The 23,417-nt window shown below is 76.0% G+C and carries 26 protein-coding genes; 17 read left to right on the top strand and 9 right to left on the bottom strand.

The window, feature by feature from the left end; genetic code table 11:
• Positions 1–5: 5 nt before the first annotated feature.
• Complete coding sequence (locus WHI96_RS19960) at positions 6–164, bottom strand: hypothetical protein (RefSeq protein WP_345644810.1); 159 nt, start codon at positions 162–164, stop codon at positions 6–8.
• Between WHI96_RS19960 and WHI96_RS19955 the strand changes: the two genes are divergently transcribed.
• From WHI96_RS19955 to WHI96_RS19940, 4 genes are all read left to right on the top strand, one after another.
• On the top strand, positions 165–389 hold the full coding sequence (locus tag WHI96_RS19955) for a hypothetical protein (RefSeq protein ID WP_345644808.1): 225 nt from the start codon (positions 165–167) through the stop codon (positions 387–389).
• 24 nt (positions 390–413) lie between these two features.
• The gene (locus tag WHI96_RS19950) at positions 414–1,907 is read left to right on the top strand and encodes a CoA-acylating methylmalonate-semialdehyde dehydrogenase (RefSeq protein WP_345645283.1); all 1,494 of its coding nucleotides are present in this window, start codon (positions 414–416) and stop codon (positions 1,905–1,907) included.
• A gap of 127 nt (positions 1,908–2,034) precedes the next feature.
• On the top strand, positions 2,035–2,520 hold the full coding sequence (locus WHI96_RS19945; protein WP_345645280.1) for an MFS transporter: 486 nt from the start codon (positions 2,035–2,037) through the stop codon (positions 2,518–2,520).
• Positions 2,521–2,702: 182 nt separating this feature from the next.
• A complete protein-coding gene (locus tag WHI96_RS19940; protein WP_345644806.1) occupies positions 2,703–2,963 on the top strand; it encodes a hypothetical protein in 261 nt (86 codons plus the stop codon).
• A 30-nt stretch (positions 2,964–2,993) separates the two neighbouring features.
• Here the strand turns inward: WHI96_RS19940 and WHI96_RS19935 are convergent, their stop codons facing one another.
• A complete protein-coding gene (locus tag WHI96_RS19935; RefSeq protein ID WP_345644804.1) occupies positions 2,994–4,178 on the bottom strand; it encodes an alcohol dehydrogenase catalytic domain-containing protein in 1,185 nt (394 codons plus the stop codon).
• Positions 4,179–4,324: 146 nt separating this feature from the next.
• On the opposite strand from WHI96_RS19935, the gene WHI96_RS19930 reads away from it, so the two are divergent.
• From WHI96_RS19930 to WHI96_RS19905, 6 genes are read left to right on the top strand one after another with little or no spacing between them, the layout of a single operon-like run.
• Positions 4,325–4,639 carry a hypothetical protein gene (locus tag WHI96_RS19930; RefSeq protein ID WP_345644801.1) on the top strand — a complete coding sequence of 105 codons (315 nt, stop codon included), beginning with the start codon at positions 4,325–4,327 and terminating at the stop codon, positions 4,637–4,639.
• A gap of 13 nt (positions 4,640–4,652) precedes the next feature.
• Positions 4,653–6,245, top strand: a complete 1,593-nt coding sequence (locus tag WHI96_RS19925) for a phytoene desaturase family protein (RefSeq protein ID WP_345644798.1) — start codon at positions 4,653–4,655, stop codon at positions 6,243–6,245.
• 53 nt (positions 6,246–6,298) lie between these two features.
• Positions 6,299–7,354 carry an acyl-CoA dehydrogenase gene (locus WHI96_RS19920; protein WP_345644795.1) on the top strand — a complete coding sequence of 352 codons (1,056 nt, stop codon included), beginning with the start codon at positions 6,299–6,301 and terminating at the stop codon, positions 7,352–7,354.
• 8 nt (positions 7,355–7,362) lie between these two features.
• Positions 7,363–8,640 carry a PIG-L family deacetylase gene (locus tag WHI96_RS19915; RefSeq protein WP_345644792.1) on the top strand — a complete coding sequence of 426 codons (1,278 nt, stop codon included), beginning with the start codon at positions 7,363–7,365 and terminating at the stop codon, positions 8,638–8,640.
• Positions 8,637–9,479, top strand: a complete 843-nt coding sequence (locus WHI96_RS19910; protein ID WP_345644790.1) for a glycosyltransferase family 2 protein — start codon at positions 8,637–8,639, stop codon at positions 9,477–9,479. Before WHI96_RS19915 ends, WHI96_RS19910 begins: the two co-directional genes overlap by 4 nt.
• Entirely contained in the window at positions 9,476–10,702 is a 1,227-nt protein-coding gene (locus WHI96_RS19905; RefSeq protein ID WP_345644788.1) for an NAD(P)/FAD-dependent oxidoreductase, read from the top strand. The genes WHI96_RS19910 and WHI96_RS19905 overlap by 4 nt, the downstream gene beginning before the upstream one ends.
• A gap of 2 nt (positions 10,703–10,704) precedes the next feature.
• Here the strand turns inward: WHI96_RS19905 and WHI96_RS19900 are convergent, their stop codons facing one another.
• Entirely contained in the window at positions 10,705–11,202 is a 498-nt protein-coding gene (locus WHI96_RS19900; protein ID WP_345644785.1) for a bifunctional nuclease family protein, read from the bottom strand.
• 129 nt (positions 11,203–11,331) lie between these two features.
• On the opposite strand from WHI96_RS19900, the gene WHI96_RS19895 reads away from it, so the two are divergent.
• A complete protein-coding gene (locus WHI96_RS19895; protein WP_345644782.1) occupies positions 11,332–11,991 on the top strand; it encodes an HAD family hydrolase in 660 nt (219 codons plus the stop codon).
• A gap of 621 nt (positions 11,992–12,612) precedes the next feature.
• Positions 12,613–14,739, top strand: a complete 2,127-nt coding sequence (locus tag WHI96_RS19890; RefSeq protein ID WP_345644779.1) for a DEAD/DEAH box helicase — start codon at positions 12,613–12,615, stop codon at positions 14,737–14,739.
• Positions 14,740–14,748: 9 nt separating this feature from the next.
• On the opposite strand, the gene WHI96_RS19885 is transcribed toward WHI96_RS19890, so the two are convergent.
• Positions 14,749–15,105: a VOC family protein gene (locus tag WHI96_RS19885; RefSeq protein ID WP_345644776.1), complete on the bottom strand. Its 357-nt coding sequence runs from the start codon at positions 15,103–15,105 to the stop codon at positions 14,749–14,751.
• 92 nt (positions 15,106–15,197) lie between these two features.
• Positions 15,198–17,153, bottom strand: coding sequence for a S9 family peptidase (locus tag WHI96_RS19880; RefSeq protein ID WP_345644773.1), 1,956 nt, complete (start codon positions 17,151–17,153; stop codon positions 15,198–15,200).
• 115 nt (positions 17,154–17,268) lie between these two features.
• Between WHI96_RS19880 and WHI96_RS19875 the strand changes: the two genes are divergently transcribed.
• Entirely contained in the window at positions 17,269–17,406 is a 138-nt protein-coding gene (locus WHI96_RS19875; protein ID WP_345644771.1) for a hypothetical protein, read from the top strand.
• Positions 17,407–17,447: 41 nt separating this feature from the next.
• On the opposite strand, the gene WHI96_RS19870 is transcribed toward WHI96_RS19875, so the two are convergent.
• Entirely contained in the window at positions 17,448–18,104 is a 657-nt protein-coding gene (locus WHI96_RS19870; protein ID WP_345644769.1) for a hypothetical protein, read from the bottom strand.
• Between the two features lie 89 nt (positions 18,105–18,193).
• Here WHI96_RS19870 and WHI96_RS19865 point away from each other — a divergent pair, with 89 nt between their 5' ends.
• Entirely contained in the window at positions 18,194–18,829 is a 636-nt protein-coding gene (locus WHI96_RS19865; RefSeq protein ID WP_345644766.1) for a TetR/AcrR family transcriptional regulator, read from the top strand.
• A 28-nt stretch (positions 18,830–18,857) separates the two neighbouring features.
• Here WHI96_RS19865 and WHI96_RS19860 read toward each other — a convergent pair whose 3' ends face one another.
• Entirely contained in the window at positions 18,858–19,724 is an 867-nt protein-coding gene (locus WHI96_RS19860; protein WP_345644763.1) for an alpha/beta fold hydrolase, read from the bottom strand.
• A 96-nt stretch (positions 19,725–19,820) separates the two neighbouring features.
• Between WHI96_RS19860 and WHI96_RS19855 the strand changes: the two genes are divergently transcribed.
• The gene (locus WHI96_RS19855; protein WP_345644760.1) at positions 19,821–20,303 is read left to right on the top strand and encodes a CGNR zinc finger domain-containing protein; all 483 of its coding nucleotides are present in this window, start codon (positions 19,821–19,823) and stop codon (positions 20,301–20,303) included.
• 7 nt (positions 20,304–20,310) lie between these two features.
• On the opposite strand, the gene WHI96_RS19850 is transcribed toward WHI96_RS19855, so the two are convergent.
• Positions 20,311–20,754, bottom strand: a complete 444-nt coding sequence (locus WHI96_RS19850) for a Rid family hydrolase (RefSeq protein WP_345644757.1) — start codon at positions 20,752–20,754, stop codon at positions 20,311–20,313.
• A 68-nt stretch (positions 20,755–20,822) separates the two neighbouring features.
• On the opposite strand from WHI96_RS19850, the gene WHI96_RS19845 reads away from it, so the two are divergent.
• Positions 20,823–21,317, top strand: a complete 495-nt coding sequence (locus WHI96_RS19845) for a MarR family winged helix-turn-helix transcriptional regulator (RefSeq protein ID WP_345644754.1) — start codon at positions 20,823–20,825, stop codon at positions 21,315–21,317.
• A 24-nt stretch (positions 21,318–21,341) separates the two neighbouring features.
• Here WHI96_RS19845 and WHI96_RS19840 read toward each other — a convergent pair whose 3' ends face one another.
• Positions 21,342–22,229, bottom strand: a complete 888-nt coding sequence (locus tag WHI96_RS19840) for an aminoglycoside phosphotransferase family protein (protein ID WP_345644751.1) — start codon at positions 22,227–22,229, stop codon at positions 21,342–21,344.
• 147 nt (positions 22,230–22,376) lie between these two features.
• On the opposite strand from WHI96_RS19840, the gene WHI96_RS19835 reads away from it, so the two are divergent.
• On the top strand, positions 22,377–23,372 hold the full coding sequence (locus WHI96_RS19835; RefSeq protein WP_345644748.1) for an LLM class flavin-dependent oxidoreductase: 996 nt from the start codon (positions 22,377–22,379) through the stop codon (positions 23,370–23,372).
• Positions 23,373–23,417 lie beyond the last annotated feature (45 nt).

The following is a 23,417-nucleotide window of genomic DNA, read 5'->3' as shown; positions in this document are numbered from 1 at the left end:
CAGGATTACACCGTAATGAGCTGCGACGCCAGCGGGACGGCGCCGAGGGTCACCATCGCCGCGCCCGCGCCCCGGGACACCACGCGCGCCGCGACGGGCCGCGCGGCCAGGACGGTGCGGGCGCCGACGCCCACGCCGGTGTGGACGAGGGCGCAGCCCAGCACGTGGACGAGGCGGGCTACCGCGCCCACCTCGACGCGCACCGGCTCGGCCTGGGCTTCGACGCGCTGGTGTTCGTGACCGTGCAGGAGGCCGTGCAGGACACGGTGCAGGCGTTCGAGTCGGCCGTCGACGCCATCGAGCAGGTCGTCGCCGGCCGGGGGCGGCCTCTGGAGCACGGGCTCGCCCCCCGGCCGGGCCGGGTGAGACGCTGGCGCCCGACCAGCTGAGAAGGGCCGATCATGACGAGCACGATGCAGACGACGCTCCACCACTGGGTCGCGGGAGCGCGGGTCGAGGGCACCTCCGGGCGGACGTCCGAGGTCACCGACCCGGCCACCGGCGAGGTCACCGCGCAGCTGCCCCTCGCGAGCGCCGACGAGGCCGCCGCGGTGATCGCCGCCGCGAAGGCCGCCTTCCCCGGCTGGCGCGACACCTCGCTCGCCAAGCGCACCCAGATCCTCTTCCGGTTCCGCGAACTGCTCAACGCCCGCGCGTCCGAGCTGGCGGCACTGATCACCGCCGAGCACGGCAAGGTGCTCTCCGACGCGGCCGGCGAGGTCGCGCGCGGCCAGGAGGTCGTCGAGTTCGCCTGCGGCATCGCGCACCTGCTCAAGGGCTCGGCCACCGAGAACGCCTCCACCGGCGTCGACGTCCACTCGGTCCGCCAGCCGCTGGGCGTCGTCGGGATCATCAGCCCGTTCAACTTCCCGGCCATGGTCCCGATGTGGTTCTTCCCGATCGCGATCGCCACCGGCAACACCGTGGTCCTCAAGCCATCGGAAAAGGTCCCCTCGTCGGCGCTGTGGATCGCCGAGCTGTGGTCCGAGGCCGGCCTGCCCGACGGCGTCTTCAACGTCCTCAACGGCGACAAGACCGCCGTCGACGCGCTGCTGACCAGCCCGGACGTCAAGTCGATCAGCTTCGTCGGCTCCACCCCGATCGCCCGCCACGTCTACGAGACCGGCACCGCGCACGGCAAGCGCGTGCAGGCCCTGGGCGGGGCGAAGAACCACATGGTCGTGCTGCCCGACGCCGACCTCGACCTCGCCGCCGACCAGGCGGTCAACGCCGGGTTCGGCTCCGCCGGCGAGCGCTGCATGGCCGTCTCCGCGCTGGTGGCGGTCGGCGACATCGCCGACACCCTGGTCTCCAGGATCGCCGACCGGGCCCGCGCCCTGCGCACCGGCGACGGCCGCCGCTCCTGCGACATGGGCCCGCTGGTCACCCGGGCGGCCCAGGAGCGGGTGTCGGGCTACATCGACGCCGGCGAGTCCGAGGGCGCCGTCGTCGTCGTCGACGGCAGGCGGGGGGAGTTCGACGCCGACGGCTCCGGCTTCTTCGTCGGTCCCACCCTGCTCGACCACGTCGGCACCGACATGACCGTCTACACCGACGAGATCTTCGGCCCGGTGCTGTCGGTGGTGCGCGTCGAGACCTACACCGAGGCCGTCGAGCTGATCAACTCCAACCCCTACGGCAACGGCACCGCGATCTTCACCAACGACGGCGGCGCCGCGCGCCGCTTCCAGAACGAGGTCGAGGTCGGCATGATCGGCATCAACGTGCCGGTGCCCGTGCCGATGGCCTACTACAGCTTCGGCGGCTGGAAGAACTCCCTGTTCGGCGACACCCACGCCCACGGCACCGAGGGCGTGCACTTCTTCACCCGGGGCAAGGTCGTCACCACCCGCTGGCTCGACCCCAGCCACGCCGGGGTGAACCTCGGCTTCCCGACCAACGCCTGAGGTCACCCGACCCACCCGGATCCGGCCGCGCACCTCGACGCGGAGGACCCCATGACCATGCACGGAGCGACCGGCGCCCCACCGGACCGCCGCCCGAGACCCGGGACCGCACTCGTCGCGGCTCGGCCTGATCACGGTCGTCGCCACCTTCGGCGGACTGCTCCTCGGCTACGACACCGGCATCATCCTCGGCCTCGCCGTCGGCGGCGCGTCGGCCACCGTCCCGGTCCACCTCGCCGAGATCGCCCCGGTGGAGCGCCGCGGCGGGCTCGTCACCCGCAACGAGGTCACGATCGTCTCCGGCTCGTTCGCCGCGTTCGTGGTGAACGCGGCCGTCTACGGCGTCCGGGACGAGGTCGACGCGATCTGGCGGGTCATGCTGCTGGTGGCGCTGCTGCCCGCGATCGTGCCGGCCGTCGGGATGCCACGACCTTCCACCTGCTCGTCGGGCTGTCGGCGCTGCTGCCGCCGGACGGCACCGCCACGGCCTGGTTCATCCTCGTCCTCGTCGCCATCGGGCTCCCCGCTCGTCTTCGTGTACCGGGTGGTCCCGGAGACCCGCGGACGGTCGCTGGAGCAGCTCGAGGCCGGGCTCCGCAGCCACTACGCCTGACCTGCTGGGTCCGCAGCGCCCGACCACGCGGCCGCCGCTACCGGACGGCCCGCTCGGCATCGTCGAGCGCCGACCGGTCCCGGCCGCGGTCGAGGAGGCCACCCGCACCGTCCGGCGCCGGGACCCGCGCCCGGTGGCCGTCCCGGACGTGTGAGCGCGGCCGCCGGAGGTACCCCACCGGCATGACCTCCTTCCTGGGACGACTGATGGACCGGCTGCGCGGACGCGGCGCGGCCGAGGACGTGGCGCCCGACCCGCACCTGGCCTACTCCCGCGAGACCGGCGGGGTCCCGGGCAAGGGCGGCGACGCCGGATCGACCACCGGGACCGGCGAGTCCGGCGAGTTCGTCGGCCGGGTCGCCGGCCGCGACGAGGGCTACGCCGGGGAGACCGGGGCCGAGGCCCGCGCGGAGGCCGAGCGACGCCGCGAGGAGGGCGCCTGACCCCGGCGAGGGCACCGTGGCCGCCGGACCTCAGGGGGTGAAGAGCATCTTCACCGCCCCGTCCTCCTTGTTCTGGAACATCCGGTAGGCCTTCGGGGCCTGCTCCAGCGGCACCCGGTGGGTGGCGAACCCGTCGACGCCCAGCGGGTCGTCGTCGCCGAGCAGCGGCAACAGCTCGGGCACCCAGTGCCGCACGTTGGCCTGGCCCATCCGCATCTGCACCTGCTTGTCGAACAGGGTGAGCAGCGGCATCGGGGTGGCGCTGCCGCCGTACACGCCGGACAGCGAGACGGTGCCGCCGCGCCGGACGGCGCCGATCGCCAGCCCCAGGGCGGCGGTGCGGTCGCTGCCCGTCGTCTCCATCGCCCTGCGTCCCAGCCCGGACGGCAGGGCGGCGACGACCCGCTGGGCCGCGGCCGCGACCGGGGACCCGTGGGCCTCCATCCCGACCGCGTCGATCACCGCGTCGGCGCCGCGGCCGGCGGTCAGGGACGCGATCGCGTCGAGCACGTCGGTGTCGCCGTGGGAGAGGTCCAGCGTGGTGGTCCCGCGCGCCGCGACCCGGGTCAGGCGTTCCGGCACGAGGTCGACGCCGATGACCTGGCGCACGCCGAGGTGCGCGGCGATGCGGGTGCACATGTCGCCGATCGGGCCGAGTCCCAGCACCACCAGCGTGCCGTCGGTGGGCGTCGCGGCGTACTGCACGGCCTGGTAGGCGGTCGGCAGGACGTCGGAGAGGAAGACGAACCGGTCGTCGGGCGGGCCGTGGGGCACCCGGATCGGCAGCGCGTTGCCGAAGGGCACCCGCAGGTACTCGGCCTGCCCACCGGGGACCTGCCCGTAGAGGGAGCTGAAGCCGAACAGCGACGCGCCGGTCCCCTGCTCGCGGTTCTGGGTGGTCTCGCACTGGGACTGGAGGCCGCGGTCGCACATCCAGCAGTGCCCGCAGCTGATGTTGAAGGGGACCACGACGCGGTCGCCGACCGACAGCTCGGTCACCCCGGGGCCGACCTCGGCGACGACGCCCATGGGCTCGTGGCCGAGGATGTCGCCGGGTGACAGGAACGGGGTCAGCACCTCGTAGAGGTGCAGGTCCGAGCCGCACAGGCCGGAGCTGGTGATCCGGACGACCACGTCGTCGGGCTGCTCGATCACCGGGTCGGGCACGGTGTCCACCCGGACGTCGCGGTGACCGTGCCAGGTCAGGGCACGCATGTGTTCTCCTCGGGGTCGGGATCGGGGTCGGGATCGGGATCGGTGGTGGGCGCCCGGCTACCCGGGCGGACCGGACGGAAACGGCATGGACCGGGGGGCTGCGGGTAGCCGCCTCCGGTCACACCCCCCACCGCCGGAGGAACACCGTGGATCCCCAGCACGTCACCCCTCCCGGGCTCCTGTTCGACGACGGACGGGCGGCCGTCGTCGCGCGGCTCGCCCCCTTCGTCGCGTGGCTCGCGACCGGCGACGACGACGAGCCGACCCGGCGCCGGCACCGCGAGATCGTCGAGGCCTACCTGCACTTCGCCGACCACGACGGGGGCGCACCCGGCACCCGCCGGCAGCGGTTCGTGGTCGCCCACCGCGACCGGGCGGCCCCGGAGTCCAGCCGCGCGGCGCTGAGCCGCCTGACCGAGTACGACGCCGTCGTGCGGTGCACACTGCCCCTCGACGGCTGACGGGGGAGAACGGGTGGACGAACGGGTCGACGCCGTCGTGGTCGGGGCCGGGCACAACGGCCTCGTCGCGGCGAACCTGCTCGCCGACGCCGGCTGGGACGTCCTGGTCTGCGAGGCCGCCGAGGCGCCGGGCGGCGCCGTGCGCTCGGCGGAGATCACCGCACCGGGCTTCGTCAGCGACCTGGCCAGCGCGTTCCACCCGCTCGGCGCCGCCTCACCGGTGCTGCGCGAGCTCGACCTCGGCGCGCACGGGCTCCGGTGGCGCCACGCCCCCGCCGTGCTCGCCCACCCCACCCCCGACGGCCGGTGCGCGGTGCTGCACCGCCGCCTCGACGACACCGCCGCCGCGCTCGACGACGACCACCCCGGCGACGGCGACGCCTGGCGCGCGCTGGTCGCGCAGTGGGACCGGATCGGCGACGACGTCGTCGCCGCCGCGCTGCGCCCGTTCCCGCCGGTCCGGCCGGCGTCCCGGCTCCTGCGCACGCTCGGCACCGGCGACGCCCTGCGACTGGCCCGGATGCTGGTGCAGCCGGTGTCGCGGATGGCCCAGGAGCACTTCGGGGGCCGGGCCGCCCCGCTGCTGCTCGCGGGCAACGCCCTGCACACCGACCTCGGGCCGGACTCCGCGGCGGGCGCCGCCTACGGCTGGCTGCTGGCGATGCTCGGCCAGCGCGTCGGCTTCCCCGTCCCGGCAGGCGGGGCCGGGGCCCTGACCGGTGCGCTCGTCGCCCGGCTGACGGCCCGCGGGGGGCGGATCGACTGCGGACGGCCGATCCGGACCGTCCTGGTCGGACCGTCCGGCCGGGCCTGCGGCGTCGTGGACGCGGCCGGGCAGCGGGTCCTCGCCCGCCGGGCGGTGCTCGCCGACGTCGACGCGCCCCGCCTCTACCGCGACCTCGTCGGGGAGGAGCACCTGCCGGCCCGCTTCGTCGCCGACCTCGCCCGGTTCCAGTGGGACTTCTCCACCGTCAAGCTGGACTGGGCGCTCGACGGGCCGGTGCCGTGGACCGCACCGGGTGCCTGGTCGGCGGGCACCGTGCACCTCGGCGCCGACCTCGACGGCCTGCGCCGCTACGCCGCCGACCTGACCGCGGGCCGGCTGCCCGGCGACCCGTTCCTGCTGTTCGGGCAGATGACCACGGCCGACCCGACCCGCTCCCCGCCCGGCACCGAGTCGGCCTGGGCCTACACCCACGTGCCGCGCGGCCTGGGCTGGGGCCGCGACGAGGTGCAGCGCTGGGCCGACCGGATGCAGCAGGTCGTCGAGGACCACGCGCCCGGGTTCGGGTCGCGGGTGCGTGCCCGCGCCGTCGCCGGGCCCGCGGACCTGCAGGGCCGCGACGGCAACCTCGTCGACGGGGCGATCACCGCGGGCACCTCCGCGGTGCACCAGCAGCTGGTGTTCCGGCCGGTGCCGGGCCTGGGCCGCGCCGACACCCCGGTGCCGGGGCTGTTCCTGGCCGGGGCGTCGGCGCACCCGGGCGGGGCGGTGCACGGCGGGCCGGGCGCCAACGCGGCGCGGGCCGCACTGGCGGCGTCCGGGGCGGGCGGGGTGCTCTACCGCGGCGCGGTGCGGTTCGCCCACCGGCGGCTGTACGGCTGAGCCCCACCCTGCGGTCGGGTTTGGACCCGCCGGGACCGGACATACGGCAGCCCGTGAGCCTCGACCACCGACCCGACGTCCCCGGCACCGACCACCGGGAGGGGCGCCCCGGGCCCGGCAGCACCGTCCTGGACCCGGTGCCCGCACCCGGGGGCCCCGCCGAGCCGTTCCCGGGCGGGGCCGGAGCCACGCTCGCGGCCGCCGTCGCCGCCGGTGAGCTCGAGCTCCCGCTGCCCGGTTCCGGGGCGACCGCGACCCGGTGGGCGCGGCTGGCCCGCATCGCACGACGCGACCTCCCGGTAGCGCGGCTCGCCGAGGGGCACGCCGACGCCGTCGCGATCCTCGCCGACCACCACCGCTCCCCCGTCCCGGGCGCCGGCTACGGGGTGTGGGCGTCGCGCTCCGGCGGCGGGGCCCGGCTCGACGGCGGCCGCGGCGGGCTGCGCCTGTCGGGCGCCGTGCGGTTCTGCTCGGGCACCCACCTGCTCGACCGGGCACTCGTCGTCGCCGGGGCCGGGGACGGCTCCCGGCTCGTGGACCTGGACCTGCGCGCCCCGCAGATGGAACGGGTGACGGCCTGGCGGGCGGCCGGGATGGCCGCCAGCGACACCCACGACGTCGTCCTGCACGACGTGCCCGTGCCGGCCGAGGCCGTGGTCGGCGGGCCGGACGCCTACACCGCCCGCCCCGGGTTCGCCCACGGCGGCGCCGGGGTCGCCGCGGTGTGGCTGGGCGCGGCCGCCGCGGTCGTCGACCACGTCGCGGCGCCGCTGCGCACCGCCGACCCGGACCCGCACCGGCTGGCCGCGCTCGGGACGGTGCACGCCGCCGTCGCCGCCGCGGACGCCCTGCTCGTCGTCACCGCCGCCCGGATCGACGCCGACCCCGCCGCCGCCCACCGCGACGCGGTGGCCACCGCGCGGGCCGCGGTGGAGCGGGCCTGCCGCACCGTCCTCGACGCCGCCCCCGAGATCGCCGGGGTCGCCGTGCTGGCCGGGTCGCCGCTGCTCACCGCGCGCCTCGCGGACCTGCAGATCTACCTGCGCCAGCACCACGGCGGACGCGACCTCGCCGCCCTCGGGCGCGCCCTGGTCACCCCGGCGACCTGATGGAGCCCGTGCAGCCCCCGGACGCCTGGGAGGAGGCGGCCGCGGCCCGCACCCGGCGCGGGCTCGACCCGTCGGCGTTCGGTCGCCTGGTCGTGGTGTGCGCCCACCCCGACGACGAGACGCTCGGCGCGGCCGGGCTCATGCGCGGGGTCGTCGCCGCGGGCGGCACCGTCGAGGTCGTCCTGGCCAGCGACGGGGAGGCCGCCCTGCCCGAGGTCGGATCGATCGACCGGGCCGGGCTGGCCCGCACCCGCCGCGCCGAGCTCGACGCGGCACTGGCCGAGCTGGGCGTCCCCGCGACCGTGCACCGGCTCGGGCTGCCCGACTCGGCGCTGCGCGAGGACCAGCTCGTCGGGCCGCTCACCGGGCTGCTCGCGGGCACCGACGCCTGGGCGAGCCCGTGGCGCGGCGACCCGCACCCCGACCACGCCGCGGTCGGCCGGGCCTGCCCGGAGGCGGCCCCGGTGACCGCGCACGGCTACGGGTTCCCGATCTGGGCCCGCACCCGGATCGCGCCGACCGACCCCGGCGTGCCGTGGGACCGCGCCCACCGGCTGATCCTGTCCGCCGAGGACCGGGCGGCCAAGCGCCGCGCGATCGCCGCGCACGCGTCGCAGTCCGCGGTGCCGCGCGGCGGGACCCGGGCGGTGCTGTCCGCGGCGACGCTCGCGCACTTCCACGGCGGTCACGAGGTCTACTTCCGGGAGCCGCCGCCCTCGGGGGCACCGCCGGAGCTGTTCGCCGGGCTCTACCGCGACGGCGCCGACCCCTGGGAGGTGCGCACGTCGTTCTACGAGCGGCGCAAGCGCGAGGTGCTGCTGGCCTGCCTGCCGCGGGAGCGCTACGCGCTGGCCGCCGAACCGGCCTGCGGGCTCGGTGCGCTGACCCGTGACCTGGCGGCGCGCTGCGACCGGGTGGTGGCCTCCGACGTGGTCGCCGAGGCCGTCGCCGCCACCGCCGACGCCCTCGGCGGGACCCCGGGCGTCGAGGTCCTGCGGGCCGACGTCGACGACGACCGGGCGGTCCCCGGCGGCGTCGACCTCGTGGTGCTCGCCGAGTTCCTCTACTACCTGCCCACCGCGCGGGTGGGCGCCGTGCTCGACCGCATCGCGGGCGCCCTGGTGCCGGGCGGCGACCTGGTGCTCGTGCACTGGCGGCAGTGGCCCGCCGAGGCACCCGCCGACGCCGCCACCGTGCACGCACGGGTGGTGGCCGACGACCGCTTCGACACCCTCGTCGAGCACACCGACGAGCAGTTCCTCCTGCACGTGGTCCGGCGCCGGTGAGCCGGACCACGCGGTCGGGTGCCGCACCGTGCGCCGCGGGCGTGCTCGTCCCCGCCCACGACGAGGCGGGCACCGTCACCGCCTGCGTCCGCTCGGTGCTGACCGCCCTCGACCGGGCGCCCGGGCTCACCGCGCGGGCGCTGTGCGTGGTCGCCGACCGCTGCTCCGACGCCACCGCCGCGCTCGCCCGGGCCGCCGCCGCGTCGCACCCGGCCGCGGACCGGGTGCGGGTGACGGTGCTCGAACCCACCGCCGGGGTCGCCCCGCTGCCCGGCTGCCGGTCGGTGCCCCGGCCGCACCAGGTCGCCGGACCGGTCACGATCGGCGCGGTCCGCGAGCTCGCCGCCGCCACCCTGGCCGCGCTGCTCGCCGCCGACGGCGCCGCCCCGGCCACGACCTGGCTGCTCGGCACCGACGCCGACGGCACCGTGGCCCCCGGCTGGGTCGCCGCGCACCTGGCGCTGGCCGCGGCCGGCGCCGACGCCGTCGCCGGTGGGGTGGTGCTCGACGTGCCCGGGCTGCCGCGCCCGCCCGGGGAGCCCGCGCCGCCCGAGCACCCGGTGTACGGCGCGAACCTGGGCGTGCGCGCCGACGCGTGGGCCGCGGTGGGCGGGTTCCCGCCGCTGGCCTGCGGTGAGGACCACGGGCTCGTCGCCCGGCTGCGGGCCGCCGGCTACCGGGTCGTCGCGGGTGCGCCCGCGACGGTGCGGACCAGCGCCCGCACCCGCGGCCGGGCCCGCGGCGGGCTCGCCGACCTGCTGCGCGACGCCGGTGCGGCGGCCCTCCCCCGGAGCGGGCCGGGTGTCGGCGCGGGCGGGGCGGGTAGGCCGGTCGCATGAGCCTCGCACCTACCGGGACGGTCGGCCTCCTCGTCGTCGGCGGCGGGCCCGCGGCGCACGCGGCCGCGGCCGCCTACCGCGGAGCCGGGGGGCCCGGCACGGTGCTGCTGGTCGGCGACGACGACCGGCCGCCGTACTTCCGGCCGGCGCTGTCGAAGGACCTGCTGCGTTCCGGTGACCCCACGGGCACCGACGACGACGGCCTGCTGCTCGAGGACCTGACCGGCCTCGACGACGTCGCGATCCGGGTCGGGACGGCCGTCACCGCGTTGTCCCCGGCCGAGCGGCGCGCCCGCCTCGCGGACGGGACCACCGTCGGGTTCACCGCGTGCGTGCTGGCCACCGGGGCGGAACCGGTGCCGCTCCCGGTGCCCGGCGCGGACCCCGCCGACGGCGTCGTGCACCTGCTGCGCTCCCTGGCCGACGCCCGGGCGCTGCTGGAGGGTCTGTCCGGCGCCGGGTCGGTGGTCGTCGTCGGATCGGGGTTCATCGGCTGCGAGGCCGCCGCCGCCCTGGCCGGCCGCGGCCTGACCGTCACCGTGTGCGGCACCGAGCGGGTGCCGCAGGCGGCCCGGCTCGGTGACGCCGTCGGCGACCGCCTCGCCGACTGGCTGTCCGAGGCCGGGGTGTGGCTGCGCGGCACCGCCGAGGTGACCGGGATCGACCCGACCGCGGGGGGACGGCGGGTGCACGTCCGCGACGGACACCCCGTCGACGCCGACGTCGTCCTGGTCGCGGCGGGTGCCCGGCCGCGGGTGTCGCTCGCGGCGTCGGCGGGGCTGCCGGTGCCCGGGGGCCGGGTGGTCGTCGACGAGCGGATGCGCACCGCGGTCCCCGGCGTCCTCGCCGCCGGCGACCTGGTGTCGGCGCGCAACGCCGCCGCCGGGCGGCACCTCGCCGTCGAGCACTGGGGGGACGCCGAGGAGATGGGCCGCATCGCCGGGACCACCGCGGCCGGCGGCGACGCCGTGTGGGACTCCCCGCCCGGCTTCTGGTCCGACATCGGCGGGCGCGTCCTGAAGTACTCCGCCTGGGGCGACGGCTTCGACGAGGTCGCGGTCACGACCCACCCCGGCGGCGGGTTCAGCGCCTGGTACACCCGCGACGGTCTGCTGTGCGGGATCGCCACGCACCAGGCCGACGACGACCTGGACACCGGCTCGGACCTGGTCCGCCGCAACGCCCCGGCGTCGTCGGCGCCGGGCACCCCCGACACCCGCTGAGCTCAGCGCGGCGGCTCGTCGAAGTCGTCGGGCGTGGCGGTGTCGAGGAACCGGCGGAACGCCTCCAGCTCGCCGGAGCCGGTGCCCAGCCCCTCCACCACCACCGTCGACGGATCGACCCCGGCCACGGTCAGCACCGCGTCGGCGACCACGATGTCGGCGCCGAGCAGCAGCGCCAGGACCACCGCGTCGCTGGTGCGCGAGTCGACGCGGGTGCCGTCGTCGAGGTCGAGCTCGGCGTGGAACACCGCGTCGCGCAGGGTGTGCACGCGGACCCGGACCAGGCGGCGGCCCGCGGCGAGGAGCACGGCGCCGATCAGCCGGTGGGTGCCGGGGCGGGCGCTCTGCACCCCCTCCAGGGCGGCGGCCGCGGCCAGCGCCTCGGCCTCCCCCACCGCGACGACGACGATCCGCCCCGCCCCGGACGTCTCCTCCAGCAGGACGACCCGGCTGGTCGTGGCCGCGTCGGTGCCGACGGCCTTCACCCGTACCTGCGGCATCTGCGCACTCCCCGTCGTCGGCGTCGCTCGGGGTACCCGCCGGGGGCGGGTCCACACCCGCGCGGCGCTCGGGCCCGACCACACCGGCCGGGACCGCGTGGACCCCTGGCGCGTGGGTACCCCGGCCGGATGACGACCCCCGACACCGCGGTGATCGACGTCGACGGCACGCTCGTCGACACCAACTACCACCACGCCATCGCCTGGTCCCGCGCCCTGCGCCGGTTCGACGTCACGGTGCCGCTGTGGCGGCTGCACCGTGCGGTCGGGATGGGCGGGGACCAGCTGGTGCCCGCCGTCGCCGGTCAGGGGTTCGAGGACACCCACGGCGACGACGCCCGCGCCGCGTGGAAGGAGGAGTTCGACCCGCTGCTCGGCGAGGTCGTCGCCCTGCCCGAGGCGGCGGAGCTGCTCGTCGACCTGCGCGACGGGTTCGGGATGAAGGTGGTGCTGGCCAGCTCCGGCGATCCCGGACACGTCGAGGCCTACCTGGACCTGTTCGGCGGCCGCGACCTCGCGGACGCCTGCCTCACCCGGTCCGACGCGCGCCGCACCAAGCCCGACCCGGACCTGATCAAGGCGGCGGTGCGCCGGGTCGCCGGGTCGACCGCGTTCGTCCTGGGCGACTCCGAGTGGGACGTGCGCGCCGCCGCGGCCGCCGGGCACCCCGCCTACGCGGTGCGCACCGGCGGGGCGGGTGTCGACGAGCTGACCGCGGCCGGCGCGGTCGAGGTCCTCACCGACCTCGCCGCGGTGCGGCAGGCGATCCCGCGGATCCTGCGCGGCTGACCCGGCACCGACCCGGCAGCATCGGCGCGGGCCGGCTCGCCGCGATGGACGCCCGGGGCGTCGACCTGCAGGTGCTCCCGGTCGCCCTGCTCGGGGATGCTCGACCCCGCGCACCTGCGGCAGACGCCGGCGGTGACGACCCCCGACCGGCTGCGGTTCTCCACCGACCACCCCGTCCGGCACCCGTCGCGGGCGGAGGTCGCGGAGACCCTCGACGGGGGTCGCCGCCGCCGACCGCGACCTGTCCACCGAGGGCACCGCGCGACGGCTGTTCCGCATCGAGGGACCGGTCGGCCCGGACCGGTAGCGGCGGTGGTGTCCTCCGCCACCGGTGTGTCACGCGCCGTACGGGTCCGCACGGGGTAGGGTGGGTACCGGATCAGATCTGCCGACCGTCCCGGGTGTTCCACGGCCGGGTCGTACGGCGGGTCCCGGACACCGTCGACGGCCTGTGGCGCTTCCCGCAGCCGGACCGCCGACCTCCGTGACTGCGATCCCCCACCGGCCGGTTCGTGGTGCGGAGGGGCCATCCGGCCCTTCGTCACGTCGAGCACGTCCGGCCGCGGCCCCCACGGGACGCGGCCACGGACCGGCGCCGCAGGACGTCGACAGGAGCAGTACGTGGCGCGAGGAGGCAGGCCCCGGACCGGGGCTCGCCAGGGCACCCCCCAGCGACGACGCCGCCCGCGCGGCAACGACGTGATGTCGGTGCTGACCGGGGCCGCCCGCGAGGTGCGGACGGCCCTGCGGACCGGCCGGGTCACCCCGGCCACCCGCACCAAGTTCCAGACCGTGGCGCTGCTGCTGCGCGACGAACGGGCCCGGGTCCGCGACCGGCACGACGACGCGAAGCGGGCCGAGACCCTGCAGCGTCTCGACGAGATCGCGAAGGCGCTGGCGATGGACGCGGTCCGCGACGCGGGCCTGCTGGCGCTGCTCGCCGACGACGCCGTCGTCTCCGACTCGGCGCGCGCGCTCAAGCGGGAGATGCTGCGCTCGGCCGGGATCGAGGTCGACGAGCCCGAGCCGGAACCGGAGCCCGTCGAGGTCCCGCTGGTCCCGGCGAAGCCGCAGGTCGTGCCGCAGTCCGTGGTGGCCCGGCAGATGGCGAACCCGTTCCTCGCGCCCGACTTCTCCGCCGCGCCGCCGAGCGGCCCGCGCCCGACGCCGCTGACCGGTTGGGAGCTGCTCGGCCCGCTGCTGCGCTCCTTCGAGCGCGCCGGGGCGGGTGCACCGGCCTGCATGGAGCTGCCCGAGCCCTCGACCCGTCCGGTCCCCGGCGGGCGGGAGCTGATGCCGCACCAGGCGAAGCTCGTCGCCGCCGCGGAGAACGGGCACCGCACCTTCCTGCTCGCCGACGAGCCCGGCCTGGGCAAGACCGCGCAGGCACTGCGCGCGGCGGAGGCGGCGAACGCCTACCCGCTGCTGGTCGTCGTGCCGAACGTGGTGAAGACCAACTGGGTGCGCGAGGCCGCGCTGTGGGCGCCGCGCCGGGCCGCGACCGCGATCCAGGGCAACGGCGACTCCGTCGACGGCTTCGCCGACATCGTCGTCGTCAACTACGAGGTGCTCGACCGGCACATCGGCTGGCTGGGCGACTTCGGGTTCCGCGGGATGGTCGTCGACGAGGCGCACTTCATCAAGAACCGCACCTCCCAGCGGTCCCAGCACGTCCTGGAGATCGCCGAGAGGATCCGCTCGTTCATCCCGCGGCCGCTGCTGATGGCGCTGACCGGCACCCCGCTGATCAACGACGTCGAGGACTTCCTGGCCATCTGGCAGTTCCTCGGCTGGATCGACGCGACCACGCCGCGCGCCCAGCTGCTCGACGCGCTGACCGCGACCGGCATGACTCCGGCCGACGGGCTGTTCGAGCGCGCCGCCCGCCAGTGCGTCGTCGACATGGGCATCGTGCGCCGTCGCAAGATCGACGTCGCCGCGGACATCCCGGCCCGGCGCATCGCCGACCTGCCCGTCGAGATCGACGGCCCGACCGGCCGGTCCATCCGGGCCGCGGAGAAGGCGCTGGCCCGGCGGATGGTCGCCCGCTACACCGCCGCGCTCGGCGCCCGCCGGTCCGGCCCGACGGTCGAGGGCATCGACCACGGCCTGGTCCGCGACGTCGCGGGCTGGGAGCAGAAGGACGCCGCGGAGGCGGGCTCCGGGGACAACGTGTTCACGATGATGCGCCGCCTCGGCCGGGCCAAGGCGGGGCTGGCGGCGGACTACGCGGTCCAGATCGCGCGCAGCGCGGGCAAGGTCGTGTTCTTCGCCAAGCACGTCGACGTCATGGACGCCGCCGAGCAGACCTTCGCCAAGCAGGGCGTGCGGTACTCCTCGATCCGCGGCGACCAGACGCCGGCGGTGCGCCAGCGCAACATCGACTCGTTCGTGAACGACCCGGGCGTCGCGGTGGCGGTGTGCTCGCTGACCGCGGCGGGGGTCGGGCTCAACCTGCAGGTCGCGTCGAACATCGTGCTCGCGGAGCTGTCCTGGACCGCGGCCGAGCAGACCCAGGCGATCGACCGCAGCCACCGGATCGGACAGTTCGAACCGGTGACCGCGTGGCGGATCCTCGCCGCGCAGACGATCGACGCCCGGATCGCGGACCTGATCGACTCCAAGGCCGGCCTCGCGGCGGCGGCGCTCGACGGCGCCGACGACGTGTCCGGCTCGTCGGCCGACGTGCAGCGCGAGGCCCTGGTCGCGCTGCTCACCGAGGCGCTGGAGGCCGACCTGGCGGCGTGAACGGCCGGGTCAGCTCGCCGGTGGCGTGTAGAACTGCAGGTCGTTGCCCTCGGTGTCGCGGAACGGGAAGATCCGGCCCCAGGAGTGCTCGCTGATGTCGCCCTGGACGTGGCCGCCGCGCTGCGTCAGGTCGTCGAGAGCCTCCTCGATGGACGTCTCCGGGCGGAAGCTGATCACGGCACCGCCGTGGTCGGCGGTCTCCGCGGTCTCCCGGCCGTTGAGCCCGATGGTGAGGCCGCCGGCGTCGAGCTCGGTCCAGTCGTCGCTCTCCATCGTCACGGCCAGGCCGAGGACGTCCCGGTAGAACGCGGTCGCCCGCTTCATGTCGGTCACCGGTACCCAGACCGCCGCCACGTGCTTCGCCATGTCCACTCCGTCCCGCCGGCGTGCGCCGACGTGTCGCTCGACACCGTGTCCCCGGGACGGCTACCCCGGGGCGGTGCGGCGAAACGACGGGCTCAGGCGGAGCCGCCGAGGTGCTCGGCGAAGTGGCGCTCGATCGCCCGGAACAGCCGGATCCGGTTCTCCGGGTTGCCGAAGCCGTGCCCCTCGTCGGTGGCGAGCAGGTACTCCACCGGCACCCCGCGCTCGCGCAGCGAGGCCACGATGTTGTCCGACTCGGCCTGCACGACGCGGGCGTCGTTGGCGCCCTGCGCGACCAGCAGCGGCGTGCGGATCCGGTCGACCATGGTGATCGGCGAGCGGGCCGCGAGGTCGGCCGCCTGCTCCGGCACGTCCGGGTCGCCCGCGTAGCGGTACCAGGCGTTGACCTGGTAGGGCCGGACGAACTCGGGCAGGGTCCGCATGAAGTTGGCCAGGTCGGAGATGCCGACGTAGTCGACGGCGGCGGCGAAGCGGTCCGGGGTGACGGTCACGCCGACCAGCGCGGCGTACCCGCCGTAGGAGCCGCCGTAGATGCCGATCCGGTCCGGGTCGGCCCAGCCCTGCCCGACGGCCCAGTCGCAGGCGTCGATCAGGTCGTCGTGCATCGCGCCCGCGAGCTCGCCGATCGCGGCGGTGAGGTGGCGGCGGCCGTAGCCGGTGGAGCCCCGGAAGTTGACCTGCAGCACGGCGTACCCGCGGTTCGCGAGGAACTGGACCTCGGGGTCGTAGCCCCAGGTGTCGTGCGCCCACGGTCCGCCGTGCACGACCAGGACCAGGGGTGGCCGCTCGGCGGCCGCGTCCTGCCGGGTCGCGCCCGGGGGCAGGGTGAGGAAGCCGTGCAGCGGCAGGCCGTCGCGGGCGGCGAACGACACCGCGCCGGTCGGCACGAGGTCGGCCGGGTCGAGCTGCGGGTGGGCGCGGAACAGCTCCCGGCTCTCCCCCGTGGCGTGGTCGTAGAGCCGGTACACGCCCGGCTCGCGGTCGTGGGTGTAGCCGGCGATCCAGAGCCGCCCGGACTCGTCGGAGGAGGCCGACTCCAGCACGCCGTCGGACAGCGCGGACAGGGCCTCGTACACCGGTGCGAAGTCCGGGTCGAGGATCTCCAGGTGCGGCCGGTCCCCCACGTACCGGGCGGCGACGACCTCACCGGTGGCACGGTCGGTGAGCAGCGTCTGCGGCAGGCCGGGGCCGAGCATCCCGAGCGTGTCCAGGCTCGTCCCGTCCACCGCGGACACCACGGTCTGCTCGCCGGTCTCCCGGTCGATCCGCACCAGCCGCAGGTCGTCGGAGTCCTGGTAGAGCCCCAGGAGCAGGCCGGTGCCGTCGGGGGTGACCATCTGCGGGTACACGCCGACCGGGTGCTCCGGGCCGCCGACGGTGCGCAGCAGCCGTCGCCCGCCGTCGGGGTCGACCGCGGAGAACTCGTAGTCGCCGGCCTCGGTCATGACCGAGTGGAACGCCGGGCGCCCCTCGCGGTCGGTCAGCCAGGTCTCGCGCAGCCCGGGCTGGGCCAGCTCCAGCGTGGTCTCCCCGGTCGCGAGGTCGACCCGGAACATGTCGATCGACATCGGGTCGGGGTTCATCCAGACCAGCACGGTGCCGGGGCGCTCGTGCGCGGGCTCGACCCCGAACACCCGCGAGCCCGGCGCCATCGGCGTGAGGTCGACGGCGGGCTCGCCGGGGGCGTCGAGGTCGACCCGGTACAGGTGCCAGTCCTCGTTGCCGTCGGTGTCCTGCTCGTAGAGCATCCAGCGCGGGTCGCCGGTCCAGTGGTAGCGGGAGATCCCGCGGCGGGTGTCGTGGGTGACCGCGACGGCGTCGGCGTGGGTCTCGTCGACGCCGCGGACCCAGAGGTTGCGCCGTCCGCGGTGCGCCGCCAGGTAGGCGATGCGCGTCCCGTCCGGCGACAGCGACGGCCCGGCGAACTCCGGGTCGGCGAAGAAGTCCTCGAGGGTGATGCGGGTGCGCGTGGGTGTCCGGGTCGTCGGTGCCTGGGTCGTCGGTGCCTGGGTCGTCGGTGCCTGGGTCATCGGTGCCTCCTCACGGAGCCGGGGACCGTCCCCGGTGCCTGGGACCCATGGCACCGTCGGCCGTCACGGCACACTCCAGCGATCGTGACCCGGGTCACTGACCGCGGTCGCCCGGGTGCCGCTGCGCGACGACCTCGGCGCCGGCACCGTGCTCCTGCGCCCCGACGGCGTCGTGGCCTGGTCGGCGGGGGCCGGCCCGATCCCGCGGCGTTCGGGCGGGCGGCCCGCCGCTGGTTCGGAACCGGCCGCCTGACCGGTCGCGTGCCCCGGACGGACCGCCGGGGCACGCCCGGCTCAGTTGCCGACGCCGTCGAGCAGCCAGTGGTAGCGCAGCCGCAGCGCCCGTTCGGTGCTGGCCAGGGCGGCCGCGAGACCGAGCGCGATGTTGAGCCAGATCGGCAGGTGGACCGGCGACTCGAACACCCCGACCGCCGCCGCGACCGGCGGGATCCGGCTGAGCGGCTCCAGCAGCTGCAGCAGGTTCAGCCCGACGCCGACGACCAGCGCCACCACCGACACGGCACCGAGCACGCGGCTGAGCGACGGGTGCTCGCGCTCCAGGCGGGCCCGGCGGCCCTCCGCCGAGCGCGGGTCCGGGACGAGCTGCCGGACCGCACCGGCGGCGGTGACGTACCGGCAGCGCTTCACCCCGAACGCGCTCGTCGCGACCTCGATCGCGCCGCCCTCGACCGGGACGACGGCCGGCACCCGCGACGACGCGTGGTGTCGCCCGTCGCGGTAGACCTGCGCGACGACCTGCCCGGTCTCCCCGCTGCCCTGGTGGCGCACGTCGACGGAGTACCGCACCGGCCGCCCGTCGGCGCCGACCAGGTCCAGGTGCAGCAGGGCGCGCCCCAGGAACAGCTGCCACCAGCGGAAACGCTTCAGTGGGCTGCCGTCGCCCGGCTTCACCCGTCGGACGGCGCGGTGTCGTCGCCACTCGGTCAGCATCTGGTCCCCCCGAAACCGTGTCCCGACCAACACACTGTGTTGGTCCGTTCGCCGGCACGCTAACACGGTGTACTAGTAGGCTGCCAGGGGTGGACGAGACGCAGCGGCGGAGGCTCGGCAGCCGGGACCGGGTGCTCCTGGCCGCGATGGAGCTGTTCGGCCAGGACCCGGGGACCCGGCTGAGCGTGCGCGCGGTCGCCGCGCGGGCCGGGGTCAGCACCGGCTCGCTGCGCCACCACTTCCCGACCCAGCGGGCGCTGCAGGACGAGGTCCTGACCCGCGTCTACGACCTCGTCGCCCCCGACGACGCCATCCACGACACCGCGGTGCCGGCCCGGGACCGCCTCGCCGCCTGTCTGCGGGAGGTGCTGACCCGGACCGGGGTCGGGGAGCAGGCGCGCCGGGCGCTGCGGACCGCGGTCGACACCTTCGTCGTGCCCGAGCCGACCGAGGAGAACCGGAGGGCCTACCTCGCCATCGAGCGCGAGGTGCGGCGCCGGGTCGAGTACTGGCTGACGACCCTGGTCGACGAGGGCGAGCTCGCCCCGGGCGACAACGCGCGGCGGGCACGGTTCCTCATGACCGTGGTCGACGGGCTCGGCATGGAACGGGCGCTGCCCGCCGCGGACTCGATCCTGCGGACCGAGACCGAGACCCTCTACCTGGCCGTGGACGCCGTCCTGGGCGACGCGGCCGGTGGGATCCAGGACGACGGCCGGGACTGACCGCGCATCCGCCGCCGGGCGCACGCCCTCAGCGCGGGACCCGCTCCAGGAAGCGCCGCAGGTGGCCGGCGACGACGTCGAGGTGGCTCTCGAGCAGGAAGTGGCCGCCGTCCACCAGGTGCACCTCGACGTCCCGGGCGTCGCGGGCGAACGCCCGCGCCCCGTCCGGTCCGAAGATCTCGTCGTTGCGCCCCCACACCGCCAGCACCGGGACCCCGGCGGTGCGCAGGAACCCGTGCAGGCGCGGGTAGAGCGGGCGGTTGTTGCGGTAGTCGCGGAACAGCGCGAGCTGGACCGCGTCGTTGCCCTCCCGGGAGACGAGCGCGTGGTCGTGGTGCCAGGTGTCCGGGTCCACCGTGCCCGGGTCGGGCACCCCGTGCAGGTACTGCCACCGGATGGCGTCGAGGTCGAGGGCGGCACGGACGGCGGGCTCGGTCTCCGGGCCGGGCGCGTCCCCGTAGGCCCAGACGTCGGTCCAGAACGACTCGACGAACCCGTCCTCGTAGCCGTTGCCGTTCTGGGTGACGATCGCGGTGATCCGCTCCGGGTGGGCGAGTGCGAGCCGCCAGCCGATCGGTGCGCCGTAGTCCTGGACGTAGAGGGCGTAGCGGTCGACGCCCAGCAGCTCGAGCAGCCCGTCGGTGATGGTCGCGAGCGCGTCGAAGGTGTAGTCGAACTCCGACGCCGGCGGGGCGGCGGAGTGCCCGAAGCCGAGGTGGTCCGGCGCGATCACATGGTGGTCGCCGGCCAGCAGCGGGATCAGCTGCCGGAACATCGACGAGCTGGTCGGGTAGCCGTGCAGGAGGACGATCGTGGGCGCGTCGGCGGGACCGGCCTCCCGGTAGAAGATCTCGTGTCCGTCGACGGTCGCGGTCCGGTGGTGGACGATCGGCATGACTAACTCCTTCACGTGCTTGATGTGGTTAGACCCCCCCACGGAAGCACGCCCGCATGTAACCTGTCAAAGGACTTGATGCGGTTAGGAGACGACGTGGACCTGCTGCTGAACCTGCTCAACAGCAGACCCCTGGTCGACGGCGCGGAGCGCGACACCCTCCGCGACCCCGCCGCGGGGAGCCGCTGGGCGCGGGCGCACGGCGGCGACGGCGGCCCGGAGGAGCTGGCGGTGCTGCGCGACGCGCGGGACGCCCTCACCCGGGTCGCACGGGGGGACACCGACCCGGGCGTCGCACTGGCCCCGCTCCTCGACGGCGTGCACCGGTCGCCGGAGCTCACCGACGGGCGGCTGACCTGGCGGACCGTCGCTCCCCCGCACGCCCGGCTCGCCGTCGAGGCCGTCCTCGCCTGGGCCGCCGTCGAGGAGGAGCTGCCCGGCCGGCTGCGCCCCTGCGCGAACGACGCCTGCCGGCTGTTCCTGCTCGACCGCAGCCGCGCGAACCGCGCCCGGTGGTGCTCGATGGCGGTCTGCGGGAACCGCGCCAAGGCGCGCCGACACTACGAGCGGACCCGTTGAGGCACCCTCAGCCGGCCCCCTCCACCAGGGCGGTCACCCGGATCTCGACCCGCATGGTGGCGAGCCCGAGCACGGTGACGCCGGTCTGGGTCCACACCGGGGCCCGCCCGCCGAGCCGGCTGCGGAACTCCCGGACCATGATCCGGTTGTGCTCGTCGCCGATGGCGTCGGACCCGGGCGCGACCTTGTGGTACGAGTTCACGTGCACGACGTCGGCCCAGGTCGCGCCCGCCTCGGCGAGCGTGCGCGCGACGTTGTCGAACGCCTGCACGATCTCCTGCTCCAGGTCCTCGGCGACGACCAGGTCGTCGTCCCAGCCGCCCTGGCCCGAGGTCTCCACCCGGTCGCCGATCCGGACCGCCTGGCTGTAGCCGAGCAGGTCGCGGGCGGTCACGCCGTAGCCCGGCGTGACGTGGAAGGTGGCGGTCTCGCGGTCGATGACTTCACTCATGAATTCAAGCTACAAGTCATGGCTTCATCTGTAAAGTGCCACCCGGGACCGAGGGACGGGAGCGACAGGTGACGACGGACCGGGCGACACCGGAGGCCGACGGCGACGGGCCGACATGGCTCGACGGCGGGGAGAAGGCCGCGTGGACGGCCGTGATCTCGCTGATCATGCTGCTGCCCGGCCGGCTGGAGGCACCGCTGCAGCAGGCGCACGGCCTGACGCTGTTCGAGTACCTGACGCTCAGCCACCTGTCCGAGGCGCCGGGACGCAGCCTGCGGATGAGCGAGCTCGCCTTCCTGACCAACGGCTCGCTGTCCCGGCTGTCCAACGTGGTCAAACGACTGGAGGGCCGCGGCTGGATGCACCGCTCCCCCGACCCCGACGACGGCCGCTACACCCTCGCCGCCCTCACCGACGCCGGGTTCGACGTCGTGCACGCCGCGGCGCCGACCCATCTGCGTGCGGTCCGTGCCCTCGTCCTCGACCGGCTCGACGCGGCGGACCGGGCGGCGCTGGGCCGGATCGCCGTCGCGCTGGGGGTGCAGGACTTCCCGCCGTCCTGAGCCGGCGCGACCGGGAGGGCGCGGTCAGACGTCGCCGAGGATCCGGCCCAGCACGTGACGGGCGTTGGCGGCGATGACCGGGTGGCTGGCGCGGTAGTACGGCAGCTGCACCAGTGCCATCGCCAGCGCCCAGCCGCGCCCGCGGGCCCAGGTCGCGTCGTCGGCGTCGACGGCGCCCCGGAAGGCCGCGACGGCCGGCAGCGGGAGCAGGTTCCACGCGGGGACGAGGTCCACCGCCGGGTCGCCGAGCCCCGCGGTCGCCAGGTCGAGGACCGCGGCGAGCCGGCCACCGCGCGCCAGCAGGTTGCCGGGCATGAGGTCGGCGTGCACCCAGACCGGCGGGCCGGTCGGCCCCGGGACGGCGAGCGCCGTCTCCCAGGCCGCGGTCGCGGCGCCGGTGTCGAGGGGTTCGCCCCCGTGCCGGAGCCGGTCGATCGCGTCCCTGACCTCGGCGTCGGCGCCGGCGAGCGGCCCGGTGCGGTGCGCGGGCGGCGCCCCGGCCGGGTCCACCCCGCGCAGTGCGACGACGAACGCCCCGAGGTCGCGGGCCGTGCGCCCCGGGTCCGGTACCCGACCCTCGGCCAGGACCTCGCCGTCGATCCAGCGGTGCACCGCCCACGGCCACGGGTAGCCCTCGCCGGGCTCCCGGGTCGCGACGACCTCGGGCACCGGCAGCGGGCCGGCCCGGGCCAGGACCGGCGCCCAGCGGGCCTCCCGGTGCACCCCCTCGGCCCCGCCCGCGGTGAGCGGGAGCCGGACGGTGAACCCGGTGCCGAGCCGGTGGATCGCGTTGGTGCTGCCCGCGGAGTCCAGCCGTCGCAGCGGCAGGCCCGCCAGGTCCGGCAGCTGGGCGCGCAGCAGGCGGCGGACCAGGGCGTCGTCGATCTCCGGCTGGTCGTCGTGCAACGTCACCCGCGCCTCCTCGTCCCGGAGCCGGGACCGTAGCGGCCCGCCACCCCCGGGCTCACCACATTTCCGATCCGGATCCCGCGGAGCGGAAGAGGATGCGCCTCCGGTTCGTTGCCGGGAGGGTCACCGTGTCGATCGTGAGGTGCTGTCATGCCGCTACCGCTGCCGTTGTCGATCCTGGACCTGGCCACCGTCGCCCGGGGTGAGACCGTCGCCCAGGGCCTGGAGGCCAGCACCCTGCTGGCGCAACGCGCCGAGGAGTGGGGGTTCCGCCGGATCTGGTACGCCGAGCACCACAACATGGGCTCGATCGCGTCGGCGGCGACGAGCGTGCTCATCGCCCACGTCGCCGCGCACACCGAGCGCATCACGCTCGGCTCCGGCGGCGTGATGCTGCCGAACCACTCGCCGCTGCAGATCGCCGAGCAGTTCGGCACCCTCGCCGAGCTCCACCCCGGCCGCATCGAGCTGGGGCTCGGCCGCGCGCCCGGCACCGACCAGGCGACCGTCGCGGCGCTGCGACGGGACCCGCGCGCGTCGGAGACCTTCCCGCAGGACGTGCAGGAGCTGCAGGCGTTCCTCGGGACCACCAGCCTGGTCCCGGGCGTCGAGGCCCACCCGGGCCGCGGCACCGGCGTCCCGCTGACGATCCTGGGGTCCTCGCTCTACGGCGCCCGGGTCGCGGCCGCGCTGGGGCTGCCCTACGGCTTCGCCTCGCACTTCGCGCCGGACGCCCTGGAGCAGGCCGTGGCGCTCTACCGCCGGGAGTTCCGGCCGTCGGGACAGCTGTCCGCCCCGCACGTCCTGGCCGGGGTGAACGTCATCGCCGCCGACTCCGACGACGAGGCACAGCAGATCCGGCGCGAGGTGCAGCGGTCCCGGGTCCGGCTGTTCACCGGCCGTCGCGGTGCCTCGCTCACCGACGCGGAGGCCGACGCCGTCCTCGACAGCGCCTCGGGCGGGCAGATCCGGTCGATGACCCGCTACACCGCGGTCGGGACACCGGAGACCGTCACCGCGTACCTGGAGGACTTCGCCGCCCGCGCCGACGCCGACGAGCTGATCGTCACCGGCCCGGCGCCGCGCCGGGAGAGCTGGTGGCGCAGCTGGGAGCTGCTGGCGACGAAGGTCCAGAACACGAGCTGACGGCGACGAGCGCGAACTCCGCGAGCCCACCGGCGACGCCGTCGA

It is taken from the genome of Pseudonocardia tropica (assembly GCF_040105315.1).
Lineage (GTDB): Bacteria > Actinomycetota > Actinomycetes > Mycobacteriales > Pseudonocardiaceae > Pseudonocardia > Pseudonocardia alni.
Note: the sequence above shows the minus strand (reverse complement) of the source record. Positions and strands in the feature narration are given on the sequence as shown.

What these genes read in the sequence shown, in the direction of transcription:
- WHI96_RS19880 (WP_345644773.1), bottom strand. Translation starts at nt 17,153, where the DNA reads ATGACCCAGGCACCGACGACCCAGGCACCGACGACCCAGGCACCGACG.
- WHI96_RS19900 (WP_345644785.1), bottom strand. Translation starts at nt 11,202, where the DNA reads ATGCCGCAGGTACGGGTGAAGGCCGTCGGCACCGACGCGGCCACGACC.
- WHI96_RS19835 (WP_345644748.1), top strand. Translation starts at nt 22,377, where the DNA reads ATGCCGCTACCGCTGCCGTTGTCGATCCTGGACCTGGCCACCGTCGCC.
- WHI96_RS19850 (WP_345644757.1), bottom strand. Translation starts at nt 20,754, where the DNA reads ATGAGTGAAGTCATCGACCGCGAGACCGCCACCTTCCACGTCACGCCG.
- WHI96_RS19860 (WP_345644763.1), bottom strand. Translation starts at nt 19,724, where the DNA reads ATGCCGATCGTCCACCACCGGACCGCGACCGTCGACGGACACGAGATC.
- WHI96_RS19940 (WP_345644806.1), top strand. Translation starts at nt 2,703, where the DNA reads ATGACCTCCTTCCTGGGACGACTGATGGACCGGCTGCGCGGACGCGGC.
- WHI96_RS19905 (WP_345644788.1), top strand. Translation starts at nt 9,476, where the DNA reads ATGAGCCTCGCACCTACCGGGACGGTCGGCCTCCTCGTCGTCGGCGGC.
- WHI96_RS19935 (WP_345644804.1), bottom strand. Translation starts at nt 4,178, where the DNA reads ATGCGTGCCCTGACCTGGCACGGTCACCGCGACGTCCGGGTGGACACC.
- WHI96_RS19950 (WP_345645283.1), top strand. Translation starts at nt 414, where the DNA reads ATGCAGACGACGCTCCACCACTGGGTCGCGGGAGCGCGGGTCGAGGGC.
- WHI96_RS19895 (WP_345644782.1), top strand. Translation starts at nt 11,332, where the DNA reads ATGACGACCCCCGACACCGCGGTGATCGACGTCGACGGCACGCTCGTC.
- WHI96_RS19870 (WP_345644769.1), bottom strand. Translation starts at nt 18,104, where the DNA reads ATGCTGACCGAGTGGCGACGACACCGCGCCGTCCGACGGGTGAAGCCG.
- WHI96_RS19885 (WP_345644776.1), bottom strand. Translation starts at nt 15,105, where the DNA reads ATGGCGAAGCACGTGGCGGCGGTCTGGGTACCGGTGACCGACATGAAG.